We start from the raw sequence: 22623 nt of genomic DNA on the forward strand, positions 1-22623 counted from the left end.
CAAAATTACATGAGTATATCAAAAATTGTCGAAGAGATTTTCTACATAAATTATCGAAAAAATTGTCTGAAATATATAATGCTGTGGTTGTTGAGGATTTGAATATGAAAGGGATGAGTCAGGCATTAAATTTTGGGAAAAGTGTAGGAGATAATGGATGGGGAATGTTTTTGAAGATGCTTGAGTATAAACTGATGTTTTTAGGAAAACAATTTTTGAAGATAAATAAATGGTTTCCGTCATCGAAAACTTGCAGTAAATGTGGAAATATTAAAGAGGAACTGAAATTATCAGAAAGAAGTTATAAATGTGAGTGCTGTGGAATTGAAATTGATAGAGATTACAATGCGGCACTGAATATAAAAAACATTGGAAAATTGATGTTGAAATATTAGAAAAATAAAAAAAGACAGGGTAGGAACTATCCGAAGAGCTTGGTAAATATATTTGGCTAACAAAAGCAAATACTTCCCAAGAAGCTCCTGCTTCTAAAAGCGGGAGTAGTTCACTTAATTATATTTAAATAACCTAAAATTTGAAAAAATTTGAAAAAATATCAAAAAATTTTTTGAATATTGAAAATTATGGGGTACAATATTGTTAATAGGGAAATGTTTTAAATAGTTGAAATTAGAAATCGAGAGGAATGAATAGATATGATACACACAACGAGGGAATTGGAAGAGATACAGAAGAATTTTATTGAGATGGAAGTGAAAAGTTTTGCAAGGGAAGTTATCGAATTTATTGATGAAAGTCCAAGTACTTGTCACGTTGTGAAGAATTGTTCAGATATTTTGGACGAAAATGGATTTGAAAGGATTATGCCACGCGAAAAATGGGAAATTAAAAAAGGTGGAAAATATTTTTTAAAAAAATCTAGTTCCACAATAATTGCTTTTACAATTGGAGAAAATTTTGATGTAAAAAAAGGTTTTAAGATATTTGGAGCACATACGGATTCTCCTTGTTTTAGAATAAAGCCTAATCCTGAAATAGTTACAGAAAATGTAGTAAGATTAAATACAGAAGTTTATGGAGGACCAATTTTAAGCACGTGGTTTGATAGACCGCTTTCCATTGCTGGACGTGTTATTGTGAGAGGAGAAGACCCATTTTTTCCCAAAACTATAAAAGTTAGAATAGATGAGCCACTTTTGACAATACCAAATTTAGCAATTCATCAAAACAGAGAAGTAAATAATGGTGTAAAAATTGATAAGCAAAATGATGTTCTACCTGTAATTTCACTTATTAATAAGAATTTTGAGAAAGATGGATATCTCGAAAGAATTATTTCAGAAAAAGCTGGAATAAAAAAAGAAGATATAATTGATTTTGACTTATATTTATATGCAACGGAGAAAGGATGTCTTTTGGGAGCAAATGAAGAATTTATGTCATCACCAAAAATTGATAACCTTGCTTCTGTTTATACAGGACTGATTGGTCTTGTGGAAGCTGAAGAAAATCAAGATAGAATTAATATCTTTGTAGCTTTCGATAATGAGGAAATAGGAAGTGCCACAAAACAGGGGGCAGATTCCAACTATTTATTAAATATGATGGAAAGAATTTCACTATCTCTTGGACTTGATAGAGAAAATTTTTTGCAAATGGTGGAAAGTTCATATATGTTATCAGCTGATGCAGCACATGCGGCACACCCTGCACATTTAGGCAAGACAGATCCTACAAATCGTGGGAAAATAAATGAAGGAATTTCAGTAAAAATAAGTGCAAAGCAAAAGTATACATCTGATGGATATTCAATTGCAGTGATTAAACAGCTTATTGAAGGCACAGAAATACAAATCCAGCCATTTGTAAATGAATCAAATGAACTTGGCGGAAGTACAATAGGCCCAATTTCATCAACACATTTAGATATAGATGGCGTAGATCTGGGAGTTCCAATGTTTGCAATGCATTCAGTGCGTGAACTATGTGGAATTTTTGATGTGTTTTATTTGAAAGAATTGGCAAAGGAATTTTTTTCAAAAGGTTAGAGCTGTTGTTTTTAGAAAGATAGTCAAAAGCTGGCTATCTTTTTTAAGTAGGAATATCGTGGCATGTTTTTATATTCTGGATGCAAAATGTTCGCTAATTAGCAAATAGTTTATGTAGAAATCTATACAAATAAAGTTGTGTATTTGCATTTTTACTCTGTCTATATTTTTTTCGGTATTTGTAATATTATAATATTTGTGATAAAATGAGAAATAAATGATTTAGAAAGGCAGTAGGATAAAATGAAAGTATATTTGGAATTATTCTGGATTTTTTTTAAGATTGGTGCATTTACTCTTGGTGGTGGATATGCTATGGTTCCGCTTATTCAGGATGAAATTGTGGCTAAAAAAAAGTGGATTGAGGAAGAGGAATTTGTCAAACTTTTGGCTCTTGCACAGTCTTCACCTGGTGCATTGGCAGTAAATATATCGGTTTTTGTAGGATATAAGATGAAAAAAATGTTAGGAGTAGCAGTTACAGTTATAGCTTCGACATTGCCATCGTTTATAATAATTCTTCTTATAGCTTCACTATTTAGTAATATACAAGATAACGTTTATGTAATAAAAGCTTTTAAAGCCATAAGACCGATGGTAGTTGCATTAATTGCAGCGAGTGTTTATACAATTGGAAAATCAGCTAAAATTAATCGTAAGACATTGTGGATTGTAATTTTGGTAGCGGCAATGGTAGTATTTTTAAAATTTCCACCTGTTGCAATGATTGTTTTAGGTGCTGTTTTGGGGAATGTTTGGATGATTTGGAGGAAAAATAAATGATATTATTGACATTATTTTCTATATTTTTTAAGATAGGATTATTCAGTTTTGGAGGAGGATATGCGATTTTACCGCTTATTCAGGCTGATGTTGTGGATTTTCATAAATGGATAAATGTACAGCAGTTTACAGATATTGTAGCAATTTCTCAAGTGACCCCAGGTCCGATTTCATTAAATTCAGCAACTTATGTTGGATATTTAGTTGGGAACAAATCAGGAATTTGGAATGGAGTTTTGACTGGAACAGTTGCAACAATAGGACTGATTTTGCCATCAGTTATTGTAATGTCTTTTTTTAGTAAATTTTATTTAAAATTTCAAGATAATAAATATATAGATAATGCATTTGCTGGACTTAAAATTGTTGTTGTTGGATTGATTTTAGCGGCTGCGATGTTGCTGATTGATAAAAATAATTTTATTGACTGGAAAAGTGTTGTGATATTTGTTGTGTCAGTGGCACTTGTGCTAAAATGGAAAATGAGCCCAATATTGCTGACAGTAATTGCAGCGATTGCAGGAATTATAATTTATTAATATTTTAAAATTTGATTTTAAAAGATTCACTCTGTTATTTAAATGAAAAATAATATAAAATTAAATAGCAATTGAATAGAAAGAAGGAAATTATGAAAAAAAAATATATTATTGCAGTATTAATATTGATTTTAGTATTTAGCTGTGGAAAGAAAAATCATGGTAGAAGAAATTCCAAAAATAATGTAAGTTTGGAAAATAAAATGAATGATAAAATTAAAGAATTGACAGAAAAGGCTAAAAAGGGAGATGTAGAAGCACAAGCTGAACTTGGAGAAATTTATCTTCAAGGAAATGGTGTAAAAGCAGATTACAAAAAATCTATGGAATGGAGTAAAAAAGCTGCAAAAAATAAGAGCTATCGTGCAATGAGAAATATCGGAATTCTTTATTTAGAAGGATTAGGTGTAAAAAAAGATTATAAAAAGGCATTTGACTCATTTTCAAGTTCAGTTGATGGTGGAGATGCACAAGGACCTAGATATTTGGGAATAATGTCTGAAAAAGGGCTTGGAGTGAAAAAGAGCCTAGATGATGCAGAATTTTATTATGAAATAGGTGATAGCAGTGGAGATTTGCTTTCAAGTTATAGCCTTGGAAGACTTTATGAAAAAGTCGGTGATTATGCAAAATCAATAGAATTTTATAAAAAAGCAGAAGGAAGAATGGATAAAACTACAGCTCCAATGTACGAAGCACTGGGAGATTTGTATGCAAATGGGAAAGGTGTAGAAAAAAGTACAAAAGAAGCCAAGGAATGGTATGAAAAAGCTGTAAAATCTGGAAGTCAGGAAGCGACAAAAAAATTGGAAAAATTAAAATAATACTTAAAATTTATGTGTTGCTTAAATTTTGTTTACCTCTCTAACCTTAATTTTAAAGATATGTTGAAATTTTTCTTAATAATGTTATTTACTAAAATCATTATTTGTGATAAAATAAGTTAGAAAATTTGGAGATATTTATACAATTCTATAATTTTTATTTTAATCAAATATAAATTCTATAATTTCAGAAATTTAATTATTAATTTTATAAGTTATAACTACAGTATTCAATTCAACATAAGCTCAAAATTATAAATTCTAAAAATTATAGATTTTTTATTAGATTTTGTATAATTTTTGGAACTTTTGTAAACATTAAGGAAAAAAGAAAGGAGATGCTACGTTAAGACAGGCTTTTTTAATTAATAAATTATAAAGTGAATACAGTAGCAGTAAGAAATAATGTTAGAAACATTGATTTTTAGAGAGATAAGATACAATGAAAATAATGAACAGCTTCTTAAAGAAAATTTAGAAAAAATAAAAAATAATCCTGACAATGTAGAAGTACTGAAAACATTAGCTTCTATTTATCATGCATTAAAGGAAAATAATAAAGCAATTGAAATTTATGAAAAACTGGTAAAATTACAACCCAATGAAATTGAAATACGAGCTTTTTTAGGTTATTTATACTATGAAAATGAAGAACTTGAAAAAGCTGAGGAAAATTTTAACAAGGCACTTGATGTGAGTACAGCGGATGAACCATTTATATTGTTTCTTTTGGGAAATATTTATTCAAGAAAAGGTAAAATATCAGAAGCGGTTGACTGTTATGATCTTGCAATATTCCTTGATTTTGATATGTATATTGCACATATTGATTTTGCTAGAAAATATGAGCATATGGGGCGGCATGGAAAAGCTCTTGAAGAATATAAAGCAGCATTTAGAATTGATTCACGAGATGAAGGGCTTATTGAAAAAATACATTATATAGAAAATAAATATGGAAATGTAATAAAAAAAGAAAATGAAACAGGCAAGAAAATAGATTTTACAGTTACAAATGCAGAAGTTATCTAAAATTGAGTTAAAATAATTTGATAAAATAGTAAAAAATGAAATTTTAGTGTAAAAAGTTGTCTTAAAAGTAAGTATTAAAAAAAATTCTTATCTACTCTATGACAGCTTTTTATTATTTTGATTTATGTTAAATCATTTCTACTATAGTATTAAAAAATATAAAATATTAAGGGAGAAAAAAGTGATAAATTTAGTATGTGAAGCTATACTTCCAGATTGTCCAATGAAAGACGTTGAAGAAATTGAAAATAGTATAGTAACAACTTATAAAAAAAGTATATGGTCAAAATTTTTAAAGGCAATCAATGATTTTGATATGGTACAGGATGGAGATAAGATAGCAATTGGAGTTTCTGGTGGAAAAGATAGCCTGCTTTTAGTAAAATTATTTCAGCAGCTGAAAAAGGATAGAAGGAAAAATTTTGAATTTAAAGCAGTTAGTTTGAATCCAGGATTTAGAAATTCTGACTTGGATAATTTCAAAAATAATTTGGAAAAATTAAATATAGATTGTGATATTATTGATACAAATATATGGAAGGTTGCAAATGAGAAAGCTAAAGATTATCCGTGTTTTTTGTGTGCTAAAATGCGACGTGGAATTTTGTATACACAAGTAGAGGAACTTGGATTTAATAAATTGACGCTTGGTCATCATTTTGATGATGTAATTGAAACGACTCTTATAAATATGCTTTATGCTGGAACAATGAAAACTATGACTCCAAAAGTTTCCTCAACTTCAGGAAAATTAGAACTAATTCGTCCATTAATTTACGTAAAGGAAGCCGATATAATTGATTATACAAAGACAAACGGAATCCGTGCAATGAACTGTGGATGTACAATTGAAGCTGGAAAAACTTCTAGTAAACGTAGAGAAGTAAAAAATTTGTTAGCAGAACTTGAAGAAAAAAATCCAGGAGTAAAGCAAAGTGTGTTTAATTCAATGAAAAATATAAATTTAGATTATGTTTTTGGATATACAGGTGGCAAGATAAATAAAATTTAGTAGGAGTTGATTTTATGAAAAAAGATTTTGAGCAAAAATGGTGGCATAAATCGGTGGTATATCAGATTTATCCAAAAAGTTTTAACGATACTACAGGTACAGGTCAAGGAGATATAAGAGGGATTACACAAAAATTAGATTACTTAAAGGAACTTGGCGTGGAAGTTTTGTGGCTGACACCGATGTACAGATCTCCTCAAAATGACAATGGATACGATATCAGCGATTATTACAATATTGATGAGAGTTACGGAACAATGGAAGATTTTGAGGAAATGCTAAAAGAAGCTCACAAAAGAGGATTAAAAATAGTGATGGATATTGTTATAAATCATTCTTCAACTGAAAATGAATGGTTTAAAAAATCTGAAGCTAGAGATCCGGAATTTGAGGATTTTTATATTTGGAAAGATGCGGTTGATGGAAAAGAACCTACAAACTGGGAATCAAAATTCGGTGGAAATGCTTGGCAATGGAGTGAAAAGAGAGGACAATATTATCTACATCTATTTGATGTTACTCAAGCTGACTTGAATTGGGAAAATGAAAATGTTAGAAAAAAATTGTATGAAATGATTAGATATTGGTTAAATAAAGGAGTAGATGGATTTAGATTCGATGTAATAAATTTGATTTCAAAAGACCAGAGATTTTTGAATGATGACGGAACAGATAAAAGATTTGTGGCTGATGGGAGAAGATATTACACAGACGGGCCTAGAATTCATGAATTTTTGAAAGAATTGCATAAAGAAGCATTTGGAGAAAGTGATTTATTGACAGTTGGAGAAATGTCGTCTACTGCTATTGAAAATTGTATAAAATATTCAAATCCAAAAGAAAAAGAACTTGCTATGACATTTTCATTTCATCATTTGAAGGTTGATTATCCAAATGGTGAAAAATGGGTAAAAGCACCGTTTGATTTTGTGCAATTGAAAAAAATATTATCTAAATGGCAAATTGGAATGTATGAAGGGAACGGATGGAATGCGACTTTCTGGAATAATCACGATCAGCCAAGAGCATTGTCAAGATTTGGAAATGATAAGGAATATCACGATGAATCGGCAAAAATGTTAGCGACAGTTCTTCACGGATTACAAGGAACACCTTATGTTTATCAAGGTGAAGAATTTGGAATGACAAATCCGTATTTTGATAAAATTGAGAAATATCGTGATGTTGAATCGACTAACATTTATAAAATTTTGTTGGATAGAGGATGTTCTGAAGAAGAAGCTATTGAAATTTTAATGCAGAAATCACGAGATAACTCAAGAACGCCTGTTCAGTGGGATGATTCAAAATGCAGGATTTACAGAAGGAACACCTTGGATTTCAGTTCCAGAAAATTACAAAGAAATTAACGTGAAAAAAGCATTGGAAGATCCAAATTCTGTATTCTATCATTATCAAAATTTGATTAAATTGAGAAGAAATGAAAAATTGCTAATAACTGGGAGATACGAAGATTTTGATATTGAAAATGAAAAAGTTTACGCTTATAAAAGAGTTGGAGAAGATGCTGAACTAATAGTAATTTCTAATTTCTATGGTGAAACTTGCGAGTTTGAAGTAAAAGGATTGGATTTAGAAAATACGTCAATTTTATTGTCAAATTACATTGAAGGACCTGAAATTTTAAATGGAAAGATTGTTTTAAAACCTTATGAAAGTATTATTTTTAAAAAAGAAAAATAAATTTTAATACAGCTAGAATATGAGAAAATGGAAAGTGAGAAAAGATGAGAGCAGAAATTTTGTGCGTAGGAACTGAATTATTAGTAGGAGATATTTTGAATACTAATTCTCAGTATATTTCGGAAAAACTTACGAATATTGGAATTGATTTATATTATCAGACTACAGTGGGAGATAATTTTCAAAGAGTTAAAGATTGTTTAAAAGTGGCATTTGACAGAGTTGATTTGGTAATAACTAGCGGTGGGTTAGGACCAACGGTTGATGATATAACAAAAGAGGTGGTTGCTGATTATTTTGGAGAGGAATTGGAGGTGAATACAAAATATTACGATAAAGTTGTCAAAAAATACGCTGAAAGAGGTTTTGGAGATAATATTGCAAGTGGTGGAGAAAAGGAAGCTTCAATTATTAAAGGTTCGAGATTGCTTGAAAATGAGGTTGGATTGGCTCCTGGTTTTTTCTTTGAAAAGGAAGGGAAAAAGATAATTGTATTGCCAGGTCCGCCTAAAGAGTTCACTTATATGGTTGACAATGAAGTTTTACCACTTTTAAAACAATATTCAAATGACATCTTGTTAATGAAGACACTTGAAATAAAAGGAGTTCCAGAAGGAAAAATTGATGATAGGTTAAAAAGCTATTTTGAGATGTCGAATCCTACTGTTGCCCCTTATGCGAAAGAAAGATGTGTTCACATTAGAATTGCAATGAAAGGAGATCGTAAAAGTACAGATTATTTGATTGCAGAAATTGATAAAATTGCAAATGAAATTAAAGAAATTTATCCACAAGCAATGGAAATTTAAGTTTTTTATCTTTAAATATTTTACTTTGTGATATTGACAAAAACATATTTATGTGATATAAATAAATCGTCTAATAGAGATGCCCCATCTCTACGTTTAGACTTCTTTCATACAAAAAGCGAGCACACGGCTCGTTTTTATTTTTAAATGAGATTAATACAAAAAAAGCTGCATTAAAATAAATATTTAGGAGATGTAAGATTATAAAAATGAAAAAAGAGATAGCAATAATTGGTGGCGGAGCTTCAGGATTTTTAGTAGCGATTACTGCCAAAAAAAATGGGAAAGATGTTGTGATTCTAGAAAGAAAGGACAGAGTTCTAAAAAAGGTATTGACTACTGGAAATGGAAGATGTAATTTGACAAATGTAAATGCTTCAAATCACAATTATTTTGGAATTGAAAAATTAAAACAGCCGATTGAAAAAATTTTGGAAAGTTTTGCTTCACAGGATACAATGAGATTTTTTGAAGATGAAGTTGGAATTATTTGCAATGAGGAAAATCGTGGAAAAGTTTATCCACTTAGTGGACAAGCAGCATCAATTGTGGACGGACTAAGATTTTATGCACAAAATCTTGGAATAGAAATAATTACAGATTTTTATGTTACAAAAATTGAGAAGGAAATGTTTGATTTTAAGATAATTTCTGAAAATAAAAGACAGATAATTGCAAAAAAGGTAGTGCTTGCAGCTGGTGGGAAATCATATCCTGAGCTTGGATCAAATGGAAGTGGATATGAACTTGCAAAGAGCTTTGGGCATACTGTTACAAAATTGACGCCTGTTATTGTACAACTGAAGGCAGAAAAAGAGAAAGTTAAAGGATTAAAAGGGATTAAAACGGATGTTGAAGTTACAGCTTTTGGAGAAAATAAAAGCGGTGGGAAAGAAAAAATTTGTACTTATGATGGAGAACTTCTGTTTACAGATTTTGGAATTTCTGGAAATGTAGTTTTTAATATTTCGTATGTTTTTCCAATTTATAAAAATGTAGAATTTGAAATTGACTTTATGCCCAAATTTTCATATAATAAATTATTTGAAATATTGAAAAAACGTAAAAAAATATTGAAAAATTTTACAATGGAGCAGTTTTTTAATGGAGTCATTAATAAAAAATTAGGACAATTTTTGACAAAATCAGCAGGAATAGAAAAATTGTCAAAAAATATAAATGAACTGACAGATAATGAAATTCGTAAAATTTGTACAACTTTAAAAAAATACAGGATAAAAATTATTGATACAAATGGATTTAAAGTAGCTCAAGTTACTGCTGGCGGCATTCCATTAAGTGAAGTGAATTTAGAAAATCTGGAGTCTAAAAAAGTTAAGAATCTTTATTTTGCTGGAGAAATATTGGATGTTTATGGTGAATGTGGAGGATTTAACTTACAATGGGCTTGGTCATCTGGATATTTTTTAGGAAAAAATATTTAACAAAAGATAGCAAGAAGCTTCTGCTTCTAAAAGCGGGAGCAGTTCACTAAAAGCATTTTGTATTAAAAATGAAATTTAGATGTAAAAAATTAAATAAAGATGTATTAGTGAAATTTTAAATGATAAAAAATTGAGATATAAAGGAGAAAAATGATTAGAATAAATAATATAAAAATGCCTGTAAAACACAATGAAAATGATTTAAAAAAAACAGTTTACAAGCTTTATAAAATTAACGAAAATGAAGTAAAAAGTTTTGAAATTGCAGGGCAGGCAATTGATGCTAGAAAAAAGGATAATGTTGTATTTGTTTATGCAGTTGATATTTCCTTTAATTTTGATGAAAAAATAGAAAATAAAAGATTTGAAAATATAAAAAATGTACGAAAAATCGAAAAAAAGCCTTATTCTACAGAAAAAATCGAGAATTTTACAGAAAGTGAAAATTTAAAACGTCCTGTTGTTGTTGGAAGTGGGCCTGCGGGAATTTTTGCTGGACTTGTATTAGCTGAAGCTGGTTTGAAGCCAATTATTATTGAACAGGGAAAGAAAGTGGATGAACGAGAAAAAGATGTGTATAATTTTTTTAAAACAGGAAAACTTGACAGATATTCAAATGTGCAGTTTGGAGAAGGAGGAGCTGGAACATTTTCAGATGGAAAATTAAATACGAATACGAATAACTTTCGGATTCAGAAAGTTTATGACGAATTAATTTTAGCTGGAGCCAATCCAAAAATTAACTATATGTCAAAACCACACATTGGAACTGATAAATTAATTGAAATAATGCGTAAAATTAGGCATAAAATTGAAAGTCTTGGTGGGGAATACAGATTTAGTACAAAATTAGCAAAAATAAATTATGAAAAATCTGATTTTGGAAACAATAAAATAAAAAGTATCTTTGTTGAAAATGTTGAAAATCCTAATGAAAATAAAATTTATGAAATTTTAACTAACATTGTAGTTCTTGCAATTGGGCATAGTGCAAGGGATACTTTTTTTATGTTAAATGAAGAAAATGTTGCAATGGAACGAAAAACTTTTTCAGTTGGAGTTAGAATTGAGCATCTTCAAAGTATGATAAATCGGTCACAATACGGGAAATTTGCTAATAAGCTGCCAGCTGCAGAATATAAGTTGAATGTTAAGACAAGCAATGGACGTGGAGTTTATACTTTTTGTATGTGTCCAGGCGGTGTTGTTGTTCCATCTTCAAGTGAGGAAGGTAGACTTGTTGTGAATGGAATGAGCTATTCACAAAGAGATTTGGAAAATGCAAACTCAGCAATTTTAGTAAATGTATTTCCTGAAGATTTTTTGGGAGAAAGTGTTCTAGCTGGAGTAGAATTTCAAAGAAAGTTAGAAGAAAAAGCATTTGAACTTGGCGGAAAAGATTACAAAGCTCCAATTCAGCTATTTGGCGACTTTGTAAATGATAAAATTTCAACAAAATTGGGAAAAGTAAAACCAAGCTATTTAGCAGGCTACAAATTTGCAAATTTAAACGAAATTTTCCCTAAATATATAAGTGATTCCATAAAAGAAGGAATTACCCTGATGGACAGAAAAATAAAGGGATTTGCTAGTTATGATGCAATTTTATCAGGAGTGGAAAGCCGTAGCTCATCTCCAGTAAAAATTCCTAGAAATGAAAGATTTTTTTCAAATATTGATGGACTTATGCCTTGCGGGGAAGGTGCAGGATATGCTGGTGGGATAATGTCAGCGGCAGTTGATGGTATAAAATGTGCGGAGTATGTGATTGAGTATTATCGAAATCACTTATAAGATAAAGGGGGTAAAAATGAAAGAAGATTTAACGTTTTTTGATTTTTGTTCTGGAATTGGTGGAGGAAGAATTGGGATGGAATCAGTAGGACTTGAATGTGTTGGACATAGTGAAATAGATGAAAAAACTTCTGAAACATATGAAAAATTTTTTAACGATAATAGAAATTATGGAGATTTAACAAAAATTGATTCAAGGAAACTTCCTGATTTTGATATATTATTAGCTGGATTTCCCTGTCAAACTTTTTCTGTTGCTGGAAAAAGAGAGGGATTTAATGATAATAGAGGTATGATAATTTATTCTTTAATACAAATTATAAAAGAAAAAAATATAAAATATTTTCTTCTTGAAAATGTAAAAGGATTGATTAATCACGATAAAGGACAAACTTTAAAAACTATTAAAAGTGAATTGGAAAAAATTGGATATAATTTATATATAAAAGTTCTTAACAGCATTAACTTTGGAGTTCCTCAACTCCGTGAACGAGTTTATATCGTTGGATTTAGAAAAGATTTGGATAATTACAATTTTGAATTTCCAGAAGGAAAAAAAGCAGTTTATACTTTAGAAAACTATATTGATAAGCAAAACAATTTAGAACTTGATAAAAATGATGAAACTTTTAATAAATATCTAAAAAATAAATATAACAGCAAAAAAAATTATAAAATAGAAGATATTTTAGCTTGGGAGAATAGTATTATTGATTACAGGCAGTCTGATTTACGAAAATATGATGGTTTTTTTCCTACTTTAAGAACTGGAAGGCACGGATTACTATATATTAAAAACAGAAAATTAATGAAATTAAACGGATACGAGGCTTTATTATTACAGGGATTTCCTAAAAATATAGCAAAAATAGTAAAAAAAGATAGCTTCTTTACAAATAACAAAGTTCTTTCTCAAGCTGGTAATGCAATGACTGTAAATGTAATAACAAAAATAACAGAAAAATTACTAGAATCAATAAAAAATACAGAAAAGAGGTATAATGGAAAATTATTTGGCTGAAAAGGGTTCAAAAACAGCAAAAGATGGATTTAAAAATGAAAAAGATGTCGCAAATAAGTTCAATAACTGGAAAAATGATAAAGAAGCAAAAATTTGGCTAGTAACAATGGGATATAAAATTTCTAATATTGAATATGTAAAAGCTGTTATTTTAAATGGTTATAAAGCTGATTTGAGTGTACGAATTCAAATTAAACTGAAACAAAATTTTGATATTGAAAATATTCAAGTAAAATTGGTCAGCAATAAAAAGGGATTTAACCAAATTGATAAAAGATGGATAAAAAATTATAATGAAATGTGGAAAATTCCTAACAATGTATATAAGTTGCTACAATATTTTACGGGAGAAATTTTACCTTATAAACCTGGAAGAAATAATAAAAGAATGTTTTTAGATGAGTTTGATAAAAACGATATGGATTTATTGCTACAATGGTTTAATAATAATAAAGTATTGATAGTCTCTGATATTTTAAGAGGAAGAGGAGAATTTTGTGCAGAATGGGTGTTAGTTGTTCAAAAAACTGATAGTACAAGATGGGTTTTAAAGAATATAAATGCTGTTATGAATCATTATTTTGATAATGGAAAAGTTGAGATTAGTCCGAGAGGTTCCTTAAAAATAGGAAAAATTACCATGCAAAGAAAAGGTGGGGATGGTGGCAGAGAAACTGCTAATATGCTGCAGTTTAAATTAGATCCAGCAGAAATATTTAGCATAAAATAAAGAATATAGGAGTGAATATGAAACATAAAAAAGACAAAATAGCAAAAACAAATGCTTTAAGACAACTAGATAAACAAAAAATTCCATATATTATTCATACTTATGAATGGAGTGAAGATAAAAGTGGAGGACTTGGTGTTGCTGAAAAATTTCCTGAATTGGCAGAAAGAGTTTTTAAAACGATTGTACTAAAAGGAAAAAGCAAGAATTTATATGTCTGTGTTATTCACGGAGAGGCACATTTGGATTTGAAAAAAGTGGCAAAGGCTTGTGGAGAGAAAAATATTGATTTGTTGCCACTTTCGGATCTTGAGAAAGAAACAGGATATATTCGTGGAGGATGTTCTCCTGTTGGAATGAAAAAATTATTCGGGACTTTTTTTGACAAGGAAGTAGAGAAATTTGAGAAAATAATGGTTTCAGCTGGCAGAAGAGGACTGCAAATGGAAGTAGAAACAGAAAAATTAGTTAAAATTGTGAATGGAACAATTGTAGATTTAACAATGAAGGAAGTCAATTAGATACTAAAATTTAAATTTCTTTATAAGGGGTCCTTGACCCCTTGTCAGTAAATTATAATTTTTTTGAATGAAGTTAGTATTAAATAAATTTTATCATAAATTTTTGGTATATAAATTTTGCAATAAAATAAGAAATAATAATACTTGCAATAACATCAGTAGTCCAGTGGTAGGCTAGATAAACTCGGCTAATTCCAACTAAAGATCCTAAAACAAACAATAATATTTTAAGAAATTTATTTTTCATGCAAAAATACAAAATCCAAATTGTTCCCCAAATAGTAATTGTATGTCCTGAAGGAAAAGATGCATAATCAGCATTAAAAAGTAAATTATTTTTTACTAAAGTTAAGATTCCATAAAATTTTTCAGGATTTGAAGTTATAGCAGGTCTTGCTCTTCCAAATAGTAACTTAAATAAGTTTACAAAAATTTGAGTAAAAAGTAGGGTTATCAAAATAGCTATAATATATTTTTTTAAATTATTAAATTTAGTTTTATTAAATAAAATGAATAAAGATAATATGACAATTAATAATAGCTCAAAGTATCCTTCTCCAAATTTAGTAATGAAGCGAAAAATTTTCTCAAGAATTTCATTGTGAAGTATGCTAGATTTTGAAGTAAATGATAAATATTTAAAAAAGAATTTGTCTATAAAGAAAATATTATTAATTAGATTCAATCAGATCACCTATCCTTTTATTTTTGAGTTATTTGTTCAAACCATTTTACAAAATTTTCTATTCCCTTGTCAAATGGTATTTTTGGAAAATATCCAAATAATTTTTCTGCTTTTGAAATATCAGCAAAAGTTACTTTCATGTCACCCTTTTGAAATGGCATTTTTTTTAGATTTGCTTTATATCCTGATTTTTTTTCTAAAGTTTCAACCATTTCTTTTAAAGTAATAACTTTATTTCCTCCTAAATTGACAATTTCATAAATATTTTTTGAGTTTTTATTGTTTTTTTCACAATATTTTATAGCACCTTCAATTCCTTCGATAATGTCATCAATATATGTATAATCTCTAGCTGAACTTCCATCGCCATAAAAAGGTATCTCTTTATTTTCTTTCATTAATTTTAAAAATTTATGAATTGCTAAATCTGGACGTTGGCCTTCACCATAAACTGTAAAAAATCTTAGCATAATTATGTTAAATCCGTAATTTTGATAATATATGTGACTTAATTCTTCACAGGACTTTTTGGTAAAAGCATAAGGTGACAGAGTATTTTTTAAATTATCAGATTCAGAAAATGGAACTTTTTGATTATTTCCGTAAACTGAAGATGATGAAGCACAGATAAAATCTTTTAAATTATACTTTTTCATTGTTTCCAAAATGTTTAAAGTGCCTTTTATATTAACGTCTTCATAAAGAAATATATTTTCAAATGAAGGACGGACTCCAGCCATTGCAGCTAAGTGAATAACAATATCAATTTTATTTTCCAAAAAAATATTTTCCAAAGCTGTTTGAGATCTTATGTCATCAATGTAAAGTTTAAATTTTTTATTAGACAAATTCTCATTTAAAATTTTTAAATTTTTTTCTTTTTTTTCAATTTCAAATTCAACAGAATTAATAATATTTTTTATTTTTATTCTATAATCATAAAAATCGTTAAAATTATCAATGACAATTACGTTATTTTCATCATGCAATAATTTTTTTATTAAGGAAGATCCAATAAATCCAGCTCCACCAGTTACTAAATATGTTTTCATTTTATTTTACCTTTTCTTTCTTTGTTTTTTTTTCTGAATGTATAATAATTAGATTTCTTACATATATAAAGAGTCCAACTGATTGTCCAAGTATAAAAACTGGATCTTTTCGATAAAGAGCATAAATTAGTAAAAATGAACTTCCTAAAATGCTCATTATCCAAAAAGAAAATGGGACTACACTTTTTTTTCTTTTTTCACTTGCAAGCCATTGAACTATAAATCTTCCAGTAAATGCAAGCTGTCCAAAAAGACCTAAAAATATAAAAAATTTGTTTAATGTTATATTCATTGTTTTTCCTTTCTTGCTTAATAAAATTTAGGAATTAGATTTATTTGATAATGTTAAAAAAATTTTTATTTTTTATATAATTTATCTGTAATTTCTTTAGGAATTTTGTATTTTATTTTCTTTTCATGTTCTTTGTATCCAATTTTTTCATTTATATAGTTTATTTTTATTCCAATAATCAATGCAGTTACTGGAAATAATAATCCTAATATCAAGTAAGATAATTTTTTATGGTTAAAAATAAATAGAATATCACTAATTAAAGCTACTACTGAAATACAGATTATTGCATACATCTTAAACGGAATAAAATCTTTAGATTTTATAAATATAAGACTTATAGGTATAATTGAAAATATTAATATCGTAATCATAGTTATTCTTGATTTTATTTTTTTTTCAGCTTTTGAAAGAGTTATTGCTGTTAAAATTAACATAGCTGGAATTACTGGAAGCAAATAAATAACAAGTTTACTTTTTGCAAATGAAAGATATAAAACTGTTATTAAAACCTATAAAATTAGAAATTTTTCCAAATCAGAAATAGTTTTTTTCTGGCAGATAATTTTAAGATAGTTAAAGATTGTATATATTGTCGCAACTGACCAGGGAAAAAATATTGCTGGAAATATTTCTAAATAGTAGTAAAATGAATGTTTATGGACAAATGCAGTAACAGTTCTTGAATAAACTTGTTTAAAAAGTAGATCCTGAATAAATTTATTTCCAAAGGTCAAATAAGCAGGAAGTATCCAAAATAGTATAAATAAGATTATTATTAAGATTCCCTGAAATATTTTTATATTTTTCATTGTATATTTTTTTGAAGCAAAAAATTTGAAAAATAAAATTACAAATAACGGTGTTAATATTCCTACAAGCCCTTTAAATAGAAATGCAAAGCCTGTAAAAATATAAAACTTATAAATATTTTTATAATTATTTTTTTCATAACATTCATAGAAGTTAATCAATGCTAAAGTAATAAAAGTGCTTAAAAAAATGTCCATTCTTACTAAAATAAGAGAAAAATATTGTAATATTGAAGCAGTTATCATATAAACTGATATTAATGCAACATTCTTATTAATTCTTTTATATAAAAATTTGTATATTTTAGCAATAAAAATAGTTTCAATTATAATATTAAATAAAACAATTCCGTATGTGTAATATCCTCCAAAAATAAATTTTGATAAGATTATGATATAAAAATATAGTGGAGGCTTATCTGTATAAAGTTCTCCATTTACAAAAAATACAAATGGATTTCCAGATTTTAAGATATTTTCAGAAATTAATACATATTTTAATTCATCTCTGGGAGTAAAAACTCTAAATATAAGGGGTATTGTTATCAAAATTAAGATTGAGAAAATAGTGATATATAATTTGTTTTTATTTAAAATTTTCTGAAATAATTTCATAATCTAAACTCCTTTTTTTCATCCATCTTACTGCCAAGACATCTTCAAATCCGACAAATAATCTGTTAAAGGTAGTGTATTTTGATTTTCCATGTATTCTGTTATAATGAGGTACAGGAACTTCAATTACTGAAAAGCCATTCATTTTTGCAAGTGTCGGTAAAAATTTATGCATACCTTTGTACATTTTATAACTTTTTACAACTTCTTTTTTAAATACTTTTAAAGGGCATCCTGTATCTTTTATATTATCTCCAGTTAAAAAATTTCTAAATCCATTTCCTATTTTGGAAGATATTTTTTTATAAATCCATCTTCTCTTGTGGCTCTCATACCGTTAACCATATCATATTCTTTCAAATATGGAACTAGAAGAGAGATAGATTCTGGATGTGTTTGGAGATCTCCATCTAGTGAAATTACAATATTTCCAGATGCAAGTTTAAATCCTGCATCAAGTGCAGCAGACTGTCCTGCATTTTTTTTAAAGAAAATTGGTTTTACATATTCTTTAGAATGTCCTAATTCATTTAATATTTTTCCTGTTGAATCTGTACTTCCATCATTTATAAATATAAATTCATATTCGGTATATTGATTATCTTTAACTGTTTTTTCCAATTTTTCGAGAAGTGGTAAAATATTTTCTTCTTCATTATACATTGGAACTACAAATGAAATTTCCATTTTCTAATCCTTTCTTTATATTTAAATTTATTAAATTATAATTTTTTATAGTTTTTGAACAAATTTATTTTAATTTCTACCAATTGGAAAGTATGAGAACAAATTTCTAATATTATCATTTTTGCTAAAAAATTTCTGAAATCAAAAAAATATTTTTGCTTCATTAATTTACTGGCTTTTTCTAGATCTATTTTTTCAAATTGTTTCCATTCTGTAATTAGTATAGCTGAGTCGCTATTTTTTAGACATTCATATTCATTTTCTGAATATTCAATAAAATCTGAAAGATGGTTTAATTCTTTTTTTGTATTTTCCATTCCTTTTGGGCAATACACTTTTACAAATGCGCCGTTTCCAATAAGTTCCTTTATAATACTTAAAGAAGGTGCAAAACGAATATCATCAGTTTCAGGTTTAAATGACAATCCAAGTATTGAAATAGTTTTTCCTTTTAAAGTTTTTAATTTAGAAGCAATCTTATTAATTAATAATTTTTTCATATCTTCATTTACTTCTGCGACAGAATTTATGATTTTCATATCACATTTATTTTCTTTTCCAATATCAAGAATTGCCATTATGTCTTTTGGAAAGCACGAACCTCCGTAACCTATGCCAGCTTTTAGAAAATTGGGTGCTATTCTTGAATCAGTTCCCATAATTTTAGAAATATCTTCAACATTTGCATTAACTTTTTCAGAAAGTAGTGCCATTTCATTAATAAAAGAAATTTTTGCTGCAAGAAAAGAATTTGCAGCATATTTTGAAAGTTCAGCAGTTTCCAAGTTTGTAAAAATAATAGGGACACCTTTATTTATAAAATAGCTATAAAGGGTATTAATTTTATTATGAATAAAATTTTTATTATTTTCTGATAAATTTTCTTCTATTCCTATAACAATTCTTTCTGGATTTAAAAAATCATATACAGCTTTCCCTTCTCTCAAAAATTCAGGATTTGAGACTATAAAAAAATTAATTTTTACATTTCGATTTTTTATTTTTTTTTCAATGATTTTTTTTATTTTTTTGTTTGTTCCAACAGGTACGGTTGATTTTGTGATTATTATACAATCGTTATCAATATTTTTACCAATAGTTCTGGCTGCTTCTTCTACGTATGATAATTCAGAAGTTCCATCTAATTTGGCTGGTGTTCCAACTGCAATAAATATAATATTAGACTTTTTAAATGCAGATTTAGACAAATTTTTAAAAAAAATATTGCCTTTAGTTTTTGCAGATTTCAAAATATTATCTAAATCTGGCTCATAAATAGGAATTTCTCCATTATTTAAGTCATCAATCTTATTTTGATTTTTATCAAGACAAGTTACTTTTAATCCAAGATCTGCTAGTATTGCACCTTGAACAAGCCCAATATATCCTGTTCCAATTATTGTAACATTCATTGATAACCTTCCTTTCTTTTTTAATTTTTTATCTAAGTTTCTTTATAATTATAAATTTAGTATATCACATAAAAAAATTTTTCTACTGAATTATAACTGAAAGAAAACTGAATATAATCTGAATTTTTTTAAATATATTTGATTTTTTTCTAAAGATAGAGTAAACTTAATAATAAGATTTTCCAATAGCAATTTAAATATAAAAATCAACTGCGATTAATTCAATTGGAACCAGTAATCATTAAAAATCTACTAGAAATTTGAAAGGACATACCAAAAATGGGAAAAATATTAGTTGTAGAAGACGATGTAAAATTATTAAAAATATTAAAAATTCAATTAGAACATGAAAATCACGAAGTAAGTCTTGAAACAGATGGAATTGAAGCTGTTAATAAAATTGACAAAAATCGTGATTATTTTGATTTGATGCTTTTAGATTTGACTCTTCCGGGAATGGAAGGTGACAAGGTATGTAAGCAAGTAAGAAAAATATCAGAAATTCCAATTATCGTACTTTCAGCTAGAAGTTCAGTTGAAGAAAAGGTAAATCTGCTAAAACTGGGGGCAAATGACTATATGACAAAGCCTTTTGACATGTTAGAACTAAATGCTAGGATAGATGTAAATATTAGAAAAAATAAAATATTAGAACTTTTTTACAAAAGTTTGTCTATTAATACAAAAAATTTTACTGTTCATTTGGATGGGAAGCAGATTTTGTTAAGTAAAACAGAATATGAACTGTTAAAGCTGTTTATGACAAAAACAGAAGAAATTATCACAAGAGAAGAAATTGTTGAAAAAGTATGGGGATGGGAAGCAAGTGATAATCTGATTGATTCTACAATGAAAAAAATTAGACAGAAAATTGGTAAAGAAAAAATAAAAACAGTGAGAGGAATTGGATATATTTTAAAATATGACTAAAAGATTTAAAATAAAAAAAATTAGGAAAATAAAGGATAAAATAATAATTACAAGCACATTAGGTACATTAATAGCAATGTTTATAATTATTGCAAGTTTTTTTCTGTATTTTATAAATAGAGATCTTTCTTTAGAGATAAGAGAGCTAGAACCTATTGCTAAAAGTGCAGTTAGACACTTTCAGGATTTTAAGATGAATAAATTGAAACAGGAATATCACAACTATTATTTTGCAGATAAAGAATATATGTCGGTTATGGTAAAGGAAAATGGATTAAAATTAGACTTGACAAATGATTTTAATAATAGAAAAATAAAACTGGATCATTTTGTTTTTGAAAAAAATAGACTGGTGTTTACAAGATTGCTAACTGATAAAAATGGAAGAGAATATTATTTCTCAAGAAATTTTAAATTTTCGGATTTTTCAAGTATATTTTATATTATGTCTACTCTTTTCCTTTTAGTTATTTTAACTCAATTTGTAATTTCTAGCCTTGTTGCTAAAAATATACTGACTCCTGTATCTGAAATAATCAAACGGGCAAAAGAAATTCAAAGTCATAATATTGATGTGAGATTGATGAAAATAAGGGATGATGAAATTGGAGATCTTGTAAATATAATAAATGAAAGTTTTAAGAGAAAAGAAGAGCTTATAAAAAGTCAAAAAAAATTTTCCTCAGATATTTCTCATGAATTAAAAACTCCTCTAGCAATAATGAAAGGTTATCTGGATATTTTAAAATGGGGAAAGGGAAACGAAAAGATATTAAACGAATCTTTTGAAGATATGAATGAAGAAATAAAAAAAATGGAAAATATAATAAATACATTATTTTTGACTTCTAATTTAGAAAAGTTAAAACTAAATTTTGAAGAAATAGATATAAAATCTTTCTTTTTAAAAATAAAAAAAGATTATGAAATTATCAATAAAAATCAACAAATTGAAATAATTATAAAAGATCAAGAGAGTATAAACGTTGATAAGGATTTATTATTTGAGGCTTTTCGTGGAATAATAGACAATGGCATAAAATATTCAAATAGTAAAAAAATAGAATTAATTTTAGAAATTGTGGAAAACAAAGATAACTCCAAAAACAAAAAAATAACCATTAGAGATTACGGAACTGGAATTTCAAAAGCTGAAATGGAAAAAATATTTAACCGTTACTATAAAAAAAATAATCTATCTGGAGTTGGATTAGGTCTTTCAATTATTAAAGAAATTATTGAATTGAATAATGGAGAGATTGAGCTTGTAAATAGAAAGGATGGATTGGATGTGAATTTGTATTTTTAGATATTATTGAAAATAAACATAAGGATAAGAAAAATGAGAATTCATAAAAAAGATTATTATATGAAGGTGATACAAAATGAAAATAACAGGATTAATGGTAAACTATTATTTTATCTGCAAACGAAAGTTGTGGTATAACTCGCGGAATATTAATCTTGAAGAAGACAATGAAAATGTTCAAATGGGGAAATTGATTGATGAAAATAGTTATAACTTGGAAACGAAACAAATAATGATAGAAGAAACTGTAAATATCGATTTTATTAGGCATTGGAAAGTTATTCATGAGGTTAAAAAAAGTAAATCTATTGAAGAAGCAGCTATTTGGCAAGTAAAGTATTATATTTATTTTTTAAAGCAGAGAGGAATTGATATTGAAAAAGGGATCATTGATTATCCTGTGGTTAAAGAGCGTAAAGAAGTGTTTTTGACATTGGAAGATGAAAAAATATTAAAGGATATTTTAAAAGATATTGAAAAAATTTGTTTAAATGAAAAAATTCCTGCTGTAATTAATGAAAAAATGTGTAAACAATGTTCCTATTATGAATTTTGCTATATTTGATAATTCTCTAAAAATAAAATTTATTAGAAAATATTTTTAAA

At 27.5% G+C, this 22623-nt stretch carries 23 protein-coding genes and 2 pseudogenes; 18 read left to right on the forward strand and 7 right to left on the reverse strand.

Annotation, left to right across the window (positions count from 1 at the left end):
• The 15 genes and pseudogenes from ACO409_RS05160 to ybaK all read left to right on the forward strand — a co-directional run.
• Positions 1-395, forward strand: a 395-nt coding sequence (locus tag ACO409_RS05160) for an RNA-guided endonuclease InsQ/TnpB family protein (RefSeq protein WP_485555468.1), incomplete at its 5' end; no start/stop codon positions are given.
• Positions 396-656: 261 nt separating this feature from the next.
• Positions 657-2009 carry a M18 family aminopeptidase gene (locus tag ACO409_RS05165; protein WP_485555470.1) on the forward strand — a complete coding sequence of 451 codons (1353 nt, stop codon included), beginning with the start codon at positions 657-659 and terminating at the stop codon, positions 2007-2009.
• A 243-nt stretch (positions 2010-2252) separates the two neighbouring features.
• Positions 2253-2792 carry a chromate transporter gene (locus ACO409_RS05170; RefSeq protein WP_485555472.1) on the forward strand — a complete coding sequence of 180 codons (540 nt, stop codon included), beginning with the start codon at positions 2253-2255 and terminating at the stop codon, positions 2790-2792.
• Complete coding sequence (locus tag ACO409_RS05175) at positions 2789-3331, forward strand: chromate transporter (RefSeq protein WP_485555474.1); 543 nt, start codon at positions 2789-2791, stop codon at positions 3329-3331. The genes ACO409_RS05170 and ACO409_RS05175 overlap by 4 nt, the downstream gene beginning before the upstream one ends.
• Positions 3332-3423: 92 nt before the next feature.
• Positions 3424-4155 (forward strand): tetratricopeptide repeat protein, encoded by a 732-nt coding sequence (locus ACO409_RS05180; protein WP_485555476.1) that lies wholly within the window; start codon positions 3424-3426, stop codon positions 4153-4155.
• A gap of 405 nt (positions 4156-4560) precedes the next feature.
• On the forward strand, positions 4561-5187 hold the full coding sequence (locus tag ACO409_RS05185; protein ID WP_485555478.1) for a tetratricopeptide repeat protein: 627 nt from the start codon (positions 4561-4563) through the stop codon (positions 5185-5187).
• Positions 5188-5368: 181 nt separating this feature from the next.
• The gene (locus tag ACO409_RS05190) at positions 5369-6199 is read left to right on the forward strand and encodes a tRNA lysidine(34) synthetase (protein ID WP_485555480.1); all 831 of its coding nucleotides are present in this window, start codon (positions 5369-5371) and stop codon (positions 6197-6199) included.
• Positions 6200-6213: 14 nt separating this feature from the next.
• A pseudogene (locus tag ACO409_RS05195) lies at positions 6214-7603 on the forward strand (alpha,alpha-phosphotrehalase); the annotation flags it as partial.
• A gap of 45 nt (positions 7604-7648) precedes the next feature.
• Positions 7649-7903, forward strand: coding sequence for a hypothetical protein (locus ACO409_RS05200; protein ID WP_485555548.1), 255 nt, complete (start codon positions 7649-7651; stop codon positions 7901-7903).
• A 44-nt stretch (positions 7904-7947) separates the two neighbouring features.
• A complete protein-coding gene (locus ACO409_RS05205) occupies positions 7948-8712 on the forward strand; it encodes a competence/damage-inducible protein A (protein WP_485555482.1) in 765 nt (254 codons plus the stop codon).
• Between the two features lie 209 nt (positions 8713-8921).
• Positions 8922-10157 (forward strand): BaiN/RdsA family NAD(P)/FAD-dependent oxidoreductase, encoded by a 1236-nt coding sequence (locus ACO409_RS05210; protein WP_485555484.1) that lies wholly within the window; start codon positions 8922-8924, stop codon positions 10155-10157.
• 150 nt (positions 10158-10307) lie between these two features.
• The gene (locus tag ACO409_RS05215) at positions 10308-11951 is read left to right on the forward strand and encodes an NAD(P)/FAD-dependent oxidoreductase (RefSeq protein ID WP_485555486.1); all 1644 of its coding nucleotides are present in this window, start codon (positions 10308-10310) and stop codon (positions 11949-11951) included.
• Between the two features lie 16 nt (positions 11952-11967).
• Positions 11968-12972, forward strand: coding sequence for a DNA (cytosine-5-)-methyltransferase (gene dcm, locus ACO409_RS05220; protein WP_485555488.1), 1005 nt, complete (start codon positions 11968-11970; stop codon positions 12970-12972).
• Positions 12953-13702: a PDDEXK family nuclease gene (locus ACO409_RS05225; RefSeq protein ID WP_485555490.1), complete on the forward strand. Its 750-nt coding sequence runs from the start codon at positions 12953-12955 to the stop codon at positions 13700-13702. Before dcm ends, ACO409_RS05225 begins: the two co-directional genes overlap by 20 nt.
• Before the next feature lie 17 nt (positions 13703-13719).
• Positions 13720-14223 carry a Cys-tRNA(Pro) deacylase gene (gene ybaK, locus ACO409_RS05230; protein WP_485555492.1) on the forward strand — a complete coding sequence of 168 codons (504 nt, stop codon included), beginning with the start codon at positions 13720-13722 and terminating at the stop codon, positions 14221-14223.
• Between the two features lie 79 nt (positions 14224-14302).
• Here the strand turns inward: ybaK and ACO409_RS05235 are convergent, their stop codons facing one another.
• From ACO409_RS05235 to ACO409_RS05265, 7 genes and pseudogenes are all read right to left on the reverse strand, one after another.
• A complete protein-coding gene (locus ACO409_RS05235) occupies positions 14303-14680 on the reverse strand; it encodes a phosphatase PAP2 family protein (protein ID WP_485555494.1) in 378 nt (125 codons plus the stop codon).
• Positions 14681-14925: 245 nt separating this feature from the next.
• Positions 14926-15960, reverse strand: a complete 1035-nt coding sequence (locus tag ACO409_RS05240; RefSeq protein WP_485555496.1) for a GDP-mannose 4,6-dehydratase — start codon at positions 15958-15960, stop codon at positions 14926-14928.
• 1 nt (position 15961) lies between these two features.
• Complete coding sequence (locus ACO409_RS05245; protein ID WP_485555498.1) at positions 15962-16252, reverse strand: lipid-A-disaccharide synthase N-terminal domain-containing protein; 291 nt, start codon at positions 16250-16252, stop codon at positions 15962-15964.
• A gap of 65 nt (positions 16253-16317) precedes the next feature.
• Positions 16318-16689, reverse strand: coding sequence for a hypothetical protein (locus ACO409_RS05250; RefSeq protein WP_485555500.1), 372 nt, complete (start codon positions 16687-16689; stop codon positions 16318-16320).
• A 75-nt stretch (positions 16690-16764) separates the two neighbouring features.
• On the reverse strand, positions 16765-17679 hold the full coding sequence (locus ACO409_RS05255) for an ArnT family glycosyltransferase (RefSeq protein WP_485555502.1): 915 nt from the start codon (positions 17677-17679) through the stop codon (positions 16765-16767).
• Positions 17651-18366 (reverse strand): annotated as a pseudogene (locus tag ACO409_RS05260) (glycosyltransferase family 2 protein). The gene ACO409_RS05255 and the pseudogene ACO409_RS05260 overlap by 29 nt, the downstream one beginning before the upstream one ends.
• A gap of 35 nt (positions 18367-18401) precedes the next feature.
• Entirely contained in the window at positions 18402-19778 is a 1377-nt protein-coding gene (locus tag ACO409_RS05265; protein ID WP_485555504.1) for a UDP-glucose dehydrogenase family protein, read from the reverse strand.
• Positions 19779-20057: 279 nt separating this feature from the next.
• On the opposite strand from ACO409_RS05265, the gene ACO409_RS05270 reads away from it, so the two are divergent.
• The 3 genes from ACO409_RS05270 (at position 20058) to cas4 (ending at position 22582) form a co-directional block, all read left to right on the forward strand.
• Entirely contained in the window at positions 20058-20708 is a 651-nt protein-coding gene (locus tag ACO409_RS05270; RefSeq protein ID WP_485555506.1) for a response regulator transcription factor, read from the forward strand.
• Complete coding sequence (locus ACO409_RS05275) at positions 20701-22017, forward strand: ATP-binding protein (protein WP_485555508.1); 1317 nt, start codon at positions 20701-20703, stop codon at positions 22015-22017. The genes ACO409_RS05270 and ACO409_RS05275 overlap by 8 nt, the downstream gene beginning before the upstream one ends.
• Before the next feature lie 76 nt (positions 22018-22093).
• Positions 22094-22582 carry a CRISPR-associated protein Cas4 gene (cas4, locus tag ACO409_RS05280; RefSeq protein ID WP_485555510.1) on the forward strand — a complete coding sequence of 163 codons (489 nt, stop codon included), beginning with the start codon at positions 22094-22096 and terminating at the stop codon, positions 22580-22582.
• The last annotated feature ends 41 nt before the right edge of the window (positions 22583-22623 follow it).

It is taken from the genome of Leptotrichia sp., from assembly GCF_057270615.1.

Coding starts and splice junctions, on each gene's coding strand:
- ACO409_RS05265 (WP_485555504.1), bottom strand. CDS start 19,778: ATGAATGTTACAATAATTGGAACAGGATATATTGGGCTTGTTCAAGGT.
- ACO409_RS05180 (WP_485555476.1), top strand. CDS start 3,424: ATGAAAAAAAAATATATTATTGCAGTATTAATATTGATTTTAGTATTT.
- dcm (WP_485555488.1), top strand. CDS start 11,968: ATGAAAGAAGATTTAACGTTTTTTGATTTTTGTTCTGGAATTGGTGGA.
- ACO409_RS05215 (WP_485555486.1), top strand. CDS start 10,308: ATGATTAGAATAAATAATATAAAAATGCCTGTAAAACACAATGAAAAT.
- ACO409_RS05255 (WP_485555502.1), bottom strand. CDS start 17,679: ATGAAATTATTTCAGAAAATTTTAAATAAAAACAAATTATATATCACT.
- ACO409_RS05275 (WP_485555508.1), top strand. CDS start 20,701: ATGACTAAAAGATTTAAAATAAAAAAAATTAGGAAAATAAAGGATAAA.
- ACO409_RS05270 (WP_485555506.1), top strand. CDS start 20,058: ATGGGAAAAATATTAGTTGTAGAAGACGATGTAAAATTATTAAAAATA.
- ACO409_RS05250 (WP_485555500.1), bottom strand. CDS start 16,689: ATGTTAATTTTAACAGCAATAACTCTTTCAAAAGCTGAAAAAAAAATA.
- cas4 (WP_485555510.1), top strand. CDS start 22,094: ATGAAAATAACAGGATTAATGGTAAACTATTATTTTATCTGCAAACGA.
- ACO409_RS05185 (WP_485555478.1), top strand. CDS start 4,561: ATGTTAGAAACATTGATTTTTAGAGAGATAAGATACAATGAAAATAAT.
- ACO409_RS05205 (WP_485555482.1), top strand. CDS start 7,948: ATGAGAGCAGAAATTTTGTGCGTAGGAACTGAATTATTAGTAGGAGAT.
- ACO409_RS05240 (WP_485555496.1), bottom strand. CDS start 15,960: ATGAAAACATATTTAGTAACTGGTGGAGCTGGATTTATTGGATCTTCC.
- ACO409_RS05210 (WP_485555484.1), top strand. CDS start 8,922: ATGAAAAAAGAGATAGCAATAATTGGTGGCGGAGCTTCAGGATTTTTA.
- ybaK (WP_485555492.1), top strand. CDS start 13,720: ATGAAACATAAAAAAGACAAAATAGCAAAAACAAATGCTTTAAGACAA.
- ACO409_RS05245 (WP_485555498.1), bottom strand. CDS start 16,252: ATGAATATAACATTAAACAAATTTTTTATATTTTTAGGTCTTTTTGGA.
- ACO409_RS05165 (WP_485555470.1), top strand. CDS start 657: ATGATACACACAACGAGGGAATTGGAAGAGATACAGAAGAATTTTATT.
- ACO409_RS05225 (WP_485555490.1), top strand. CDS start 12,953: ATGGAAAATTATTTGGCTGAAAAGGGTTCAAAAACAGCAAAAGATGGA.
- ACO409_RS05175 (WP_485555474.1), top strand. CDS start 2,789: ATGATATTATTGACATTATTTTCTATATTTTTTAAGATAGGATTATTC.
- ACO409_RS05170 (WP_485555472.1), top strand. CDS start 2,253: ATGAAAGTATATTTGGAATTATTCTGGATTTTTTTTAAGATTGGTGCA.